The following is a 6000-nucleotide window of genomic DNA, read 5'->3' on the forward strand; positions in this document are numbered from 1 at the left end:
GACGACGACAGGTTCCCCCTTGCCTCCGCACCCAGCGAACGCGGACAGAACCCATAAGGTGGCGATGATGGAGCGAAATCCACGCGGCATGAAGGGAAATCCGACAGCGGGCAATCTGTGGAAGAAATCGGCGAATCTCCCGGTGTGAAACACCTGTGGCGGGCCGCAAACGCCTGAACTCCCCGAGATTCCGGGAAATGGTTCGCATTGACCGGATTGTTCGGATGGGGTAAACCCGCCCCATCGACGCGACTTCGCACACGGGAATGGAACACCCCGACGCGGAAAACCCAAGTCGCCATGCTGTCCACAAGGAAGAGGAGTAACCGCTCGTGAAACGGATTTTCACCAGTCTTGTCGTGCTGGCAACCGGGATGACCCTGTCGATGCCGGCGTTTGCCCAAAACCCGGCTCCGGCCGCCCCGCGTCCGCAGCGGATCGTGATCGTCAACATCGCCAAGGTGCTTCGCGACTACGAAAAGGCCAATTTCCAAGGGGCCGAGATCACTCGTCGCCGTCAGGAGTATGTCTCGCAGGTCAATATCCTGCGGGAACAACTGGCGGTGGTTCAGAAAGAATTCAACTTGGCCGCCGTTCCTGATGAGAAGAAGAAACTTCAGGAAAAAGCCCTCAACATTCAGCGCAAAGTCGAGGACATCGACCGGGAAGCCCAAGTTGAATTGACGAAGGTCTCGAACGACACCATCGTCCGGGTTTATCAGGAAATCAAGGGCGTGATCGCGGACATCGCCACCACGAACAGCTTGGATATGGTGCTTTGCTACCCAGCCGCCTCGAAGCCGGAAGACGAAGCCTCGCCGCAAGTCGCCCAATTGATGCTCCAAACCCCGGCCATGATCCCGTTCTACCACAAGGGCATGGACATCACCGAAGTCGTCATCAAGACTCTGAACGGCCGATATCCGCCCCCGAAACCGGTGACCAAAAACGATCTCGCGCCCGCCCCCACACCTACCCCCGGTGTTAAGACCGTTGGTGGGAACAACTGATTGTCCAATTTTGAGCCTCAAAAAAATTATCGGCATGTCAGTTGCATTGCAAACGCTTTCGAGTTGAATTACGTGATTGTTGGTAGTTGAGGTAATTTGGGATGAACCAGAGGCTTGGTTAAAACCGATAAGTGGAGGGATGCGGACAGTTTCGCTTCCTTCCCATACAAAACGTGTAGCATGAAGTTGATGCAAACCACTCCGGGAACACGGGTTGAGGCGGCCGAGCTGCCTCGAACCGGCCGCCGTCGCCAACGGACGCTGGCCCGACCGACCCTTATTCAAGGGGTCGGAATGGTTACCGGGAGCCGCGTCAACCTTCGTTTTTGTCCCGCGCCGCCTGATTCCGGGATCGTTTTCCAACGAACTGACCTCCGGGATGCGGCTCCGATTCAGGCCCGTGTTGAATCAGTCACCGGGACAGCCCGGCGGACAACCTTGGGTTCCGGGCCCAATCAAGTCACGCTTGTCGAGCATGTTCTGGCCGCCTTGGCTGGCATGCGGATCGACAATTGCACGGTCGAACTGGATGGCCCCGAACCTCCGGGGCTGGATGGCTCCTCCGAAGGGTACGTCGAGAACCTGTTGACGGCGGGAGTGGCCCTTCAGCACACGGCCAAACAGACCTTCGTGGTCCGCGAACCGGTCACGGTTTCGCAAGGGGGCGCGACCCTCAGTATTTATCCGCGGGATGGCGAAGATCTTGTCATCAGTTATCTGCTCGATTACGGCCCCGGTTCGCCGATCATGCCGCAATCGCACACGGAAATCATCACGCCGGATCGCTTCCGGCAGGAATTGGCCCGTTGCCGCACCTTTGTGCTGGAACACGAGGCCGTTGAATTGCAACGCCGGGGCATCGGCCGGCATTTGAAGACTTCGGAACTGTTGGTGTTCGGTCCCAAGGGGTTGATCGACAACCGACTGCGTTTCCCGGACGAACCCGCCCGGCACAAGATCCTCGACATTGTCGGCGATCTGGCGTTGAGCGGGCTTGAACTCACGGGGCATGTGGTCGCCTATCGTTCCGGGCATCCGCTCAACGTGGAGTTGGCAAAGGAATTGACCCGGCTGGCCCGACGGGCCGGAGCGGACTGGTAACAACGGATTGCTTTTGTTTGGAAGTGTGGACGTTCGACGGAGTACCTTCGCAGATGAACCGAATTCGGATTGCCGTCGTCGGTGTCGGGCACCTTGGCAAAGAGCATGCCCGCATCCTGTCCGCCCTGCCGGAAGCCGAACTCGTCGGCATTGCTGATGTGAACAATCATCAGGCCCGGAGTATCGCGGATCGTTGCAAAACCACCGCCTACGAGTCCCACGAGGACTTGCTGGATATTGTGGACGCCGTGACCATCGCCGCCCCGACGTTGTACCATCACAAAGTCGCGCGGGACTTCTTGGAACGCGGTATCCCGGTCTTGGTGGAAAAGCCGATCACGACCACCCTGGCCCAGGCCGAAGAACTGGTCGAAATCGCCAACTCGCGGGAGATTCCGTTCCAAGTCGGTCACATCGAACGGTTCAACCCGGCTTTCGAGGAACTGACCCGGCGGCCGATCAACCCGAAACTGATCGAAAGCGAACGACACGGCCCCTTCACCGGGCGGTCAACCGACATTGGTTGCGTTCTGGATCTCATGATTCATGACCTTGACCTGATTCTGTCGTTGGTTCGTTCCCCCGTTGAAGATGTTTACGCATTGGGAGCGATGGCCTTTGGCGGTCACGAGGACATCGTGAATGCCCGTATCCGGTTTGAAAATGGTTGCGTCGCCTGTGTGACCGCCAGCCGGATTAGCCCGCGACCGAAACGGAAACTGCGAATCTGGGCCTCCGAAGGATATGCGGGCATCGATTTTGTGGATAAACGGCTTACGTTAGTGCAACCTTCTGATGAAGTTCGCCGTCGCGGCTTGTCCCAAATGGAACTCGATCCGAACCGTCGCGAGCAACTTCGTCAGGATGTGTTCAGCAAGCACATGGAGACGCTGGAACTCGATTGCACCCGTGAAATGGATCAGTTGACCGCCGAATTGAAGCACTTCGTCAACTGCGTGAAGACCGGTCGTCGGCCCCGCGTGACGGGTGACGACGGCCGGGATGCTCTCGCACTGGCGGATCGCATTCTGGCGAGTGTTCAACGTCACCCGTGGGATGGCGTCCTTGACGGCCCCACCGGCCCGAAACACATGCCGGCCCCGTTGGGCAAATTGTTCGAGGACGATTCCAACGAAGGCCGCGAAGCGGCTTAATGTGTGGGTGACAATAAAAAAGCAAAGCCCGCGTCACGACGCGGGCTTTGCTTTTTTAACAATTGAGCGGTTTTCGATCATTTCCAAGCCACATCGGCTCTCGCATCGAACCCATTTGCCTTGGCGTATTCTTCAATCAGTCTCTTTGCCTCGTCATCTGGCTTACCCTTGGGCAACATAATCTTGATGACCAGATATTGATTTCCACCGGCGATCCCCATGCCAGTGAGTCGGATCTTACCGCCGCTGGAACTTCCGGGCGGGATCTTTACCTCGACACGTTTGCCCTCAACCGTGGGAACGCTTACTTTTCCACCCAACACGGCTTCCGGGATGCTCACGGGAACATCGAGCAGCACGTCTTTCCCTTCTCGTCGGAAGTAAGCGTGCGGTTCGATCATCACCTTCACCACGATGTCCTCGCCATATTCCCCCTGACCGGCGAGACGGAGCTTTTTGCCGTCCTCGAATCCGGCGGGAACCTTCACATCGAGTTCACGATCGCCGACCCGCAGACCGATGGTGCCGCCGATCGCGGCTGTTAGAAACGGGACACGGGCTTCCACATCAATCGTTTCGGCCTGCGGTTGCCGGCTTCGACCAGTGGGGCGGCCACGACCGCCGCGAGGTCCGCCGAACAAATCTTCGGCCCCGCCTCCCCCGCCACCGCCGAAGAAGCGTTTGAAGATTTCTTGGGCCATCTCCGGGTCCACTTGGGGCATGCCTCCGCCCCCGCCGCCGAAGTTGAAACCGCCGGGGCCGCCGCCCATGTTCGGCATCTCGCTGCCGAACTGGTCATAAGTGGCTTTCTTTTTCGGGTCGTTCAAAACGTCGTAGGCGTTTTGAATTTCCTTGAAGCGAGTCTCGGCCGCCTTGTCGCCGGGGTTACGGTCGGGATGATTTTCGCGGGCGAGTTTCTTGTACGCCTTGGAAATCTCCTCGGGAGTGGCTGATTTGCCCAACCCAAGAACGGCATAGTAATCTTTGGCCATGGATGTCGCTTGGAAAAGTCGGTTTCTGTCGGATGAAACCTATTTTATTCGTCGGAACAAGACTTGGATGTGGCGGGAAGCAGACAGAGCGGGATTCCCACCAGCATGAGGCCGGCCACCACGACGGCCTCCGCCGGTTCCTGTTCGATGGCGTACAGGGAAGAACGCAGCAGCATGAACGCACAGGAAAAGACGAAGATCAACGGCAGAAACGGGTACAACGGAACACGGAAGGGGCGTTCGATGTTCGGCTCCCGGAATCGCAGCATGAACAGCGAACAACCGGTCAGCAGGAAAAAGACCCAAAAAACCGGGGCGGTGCAGGCCACCAACTTGTAAATGTCCCCGCTTTGTTGCATGTCCGGCACAAAATTCACCCCAGCCATTGCCGCCGCTTCGGAGAGAAGTTGCCGCCAGTGTACCGCCAGTTCCACCAAGGCGATGAGCAGGATGCTGAAACTGGCCTGCGCGAACAAAGCTCCGTGCGAGTGTGGTTCTTCTTCCTTGCTGGCCAGCCAGGCAAACACGCGGTGTTCCCGGCCGAAGGTCGAATACAAACGCATTCCGGTGAACAATAACCCGTGAACGGAGCCGAGGGCCGAGAACATTACCAAGGCGCTGATGGCCTTTCGGCCGACGTTGCCGAAGGGCAGGGCGAACATGTCAGCGGCAATCGCCTCCGATTTGCACACGCCCTGATAACCCAAGGCGCCGACATAAGCGAGGTTTACGCCCAAGTAAATCACCGTCACCAACATCGTGCCGCCGATCAAAGCCCGGCGGACGTTTTGTTTTGGATTTTCCACTTCGGATGCGATGAAGGCCGCCTCGTTCCAGCCACCGTAAGCGTAAAACACCAACACCATCGTGAGGGCGAAGGACAGTTCAAACCCGGCCGGCAATCCGGCGGTTTGTGTGACAGCCGCATAAGGCTGGCCGGCCGCCCCGACCGCCGAGGCGATATCAATGGCGGCTTGCTGTTGATGGGAGATTTCAGAAGAAGGCCAGATCCACCAAACGAGGCCAATCAGGGCGACACCCGCCAAACCGAGGACATTGGCGACCGTCAGCAAGTTTTGGACAATTCGCCCCGGCCGCATTCCGATGGAGTTGACAAGCGTGAGCGACAAGATTCCCCCAAGGGCGTAAATTACCTTGGAATTTGGCCCGAGCGGATAGAACTCCGTCGCATAACGGGCGAACACATAGGCCATGAAGGCGATGCTGCCGCCCGTGCGGATCACCGCCAGTTCGGCCCAGGCGAAGATAAAGCCGACCCGCGACCCGTAAGCCTTGGTCAGAAAGGTGTAATCCCCGCCGGATGTCCGGTATGCGCTGGCCAGTTCCGCATAGCACAAGGCCCCGATGAGTGACACGACCCCGCCCAACACCCAGGCGATCATGCCCATTTGGGCGCTGCCGGAACTTCGGAAGATGCTTGGGGAGGTTTCGTAAATCGAGGCCCCGATGATGATGCCCACAATCAGACAGACCGAATCCCAGAGGCTCAATCGTCTGGGTTGTTCGGGCGTGGGACAACTCGGATCGGTCATGTGTCGAGGGGGTCGAACAATGGTGAGAAAAACGTTCTCCCATTTATACGACATCGACCTTCACACATCAAAAAGGAAACCAAAGAATATGAAGAGAACGAGCCGAACGGAATCCGGCTCGTCAGAGATGCCATACAAACTGTCTTAGGTATCAGCGTTGAAAAAATCTACCGACAAACGGGTTGGATGA

Annotated in this window: 5 protein-coding genes; 3 read left to right on the top strand and 2 right to left on the bottom strand. The window is 57.8% G+C overall.

Annotated elements, in window-relative coordinates:
• Positions 1 to 332: 332 nt before the first annotated feature.
• The 3 genes from BGIM_RS0130670 (at position 333) to BGIM_RS0130680 (ending at position 3265) form a co-directional block, all read left to right on the top strand.
• Positions 333 to 1010, top strand: a complete 678-nt coding sequence (locus BGIM_RS0130670) for an OmpH family outer membrane protein (protein ID WP_020473501.1) — start codon at positions 333 to 335, stop codon at positions 1008 to 1010.
• Between the two features lie 189 nt (positions 1011 to 1199).
• Positions 1200 to 2111 (top strand): UDP-3-O-acyl-N-acetylglucosamine deacetylase, encoded by a 912-nt coding sequence (locus BGIM_RS53175; protein ID WP_261339995.1) that lies wholly within the window; start codon positions 1200 to 1202, stop codon positions 2109 to 2111.
• Between the two features lie 53 nt (positions 2112 to 2164).
• Positions 2165 to 3265 (top strand): Gfo/Idh/MocA family protein, encoded by a 1101-nt coding sequence (locus BGIM_RS0130680; RefSeq protein WP_020473503.1) that lies wholly within the window; start codon positions 2165 to 2167, stop codon positions 3263 to 3265.
• A 77-nt stretch (positions 3266 to 3342) separates the two neighbouring features.
• On the opposite strand, the gene BGIM_RS67885 is transcribed toward BGIM_RS0130680, so the two are convergent.
• Together BGIM_RS67885 and BGIM_RS0130690 are read right to left on the bottom strand one after the other, a co-directional pair.
• The gene (locus BGIM_RS67885) at positions 3343 to 4257 is read right to left on the bottom strand and encodes a DnaJ C-terminal domain-containing protein (RefSeq protein WP_020473504.1); all 915 of its coding nucleotides are present in this window, start codon (positions 4255 to 4257) and stop codon (positions 3343 to 3345) included.
• Between the two features lie 44 nt (positions 4258 to 4301).
• The gene (locus BGIM_RS0130690; protein ID WP_029630894.1) at positions 4302 to 5810 is read right to left on the bottom strand and encodes an amino acid permease; all 1509 of its coding nucleotides are present in this window, start codon (positions 5808 to 5810) and stop codon (positions 4302 to 4304) included.
• Positions 5811 to 6000 lie beyond the last annotated feature (190 nt).

Origin of the sequence: Zavarzinella formosa DSM 19928, assembly GCF_000255705.1 — a bacterium.
Classification (GTDB): Bacteria; Planctomycetota; Planctomycetia; order Gemmatales; family Gemmataceae; genus Zavarzinella; species Zavarzinella formosa.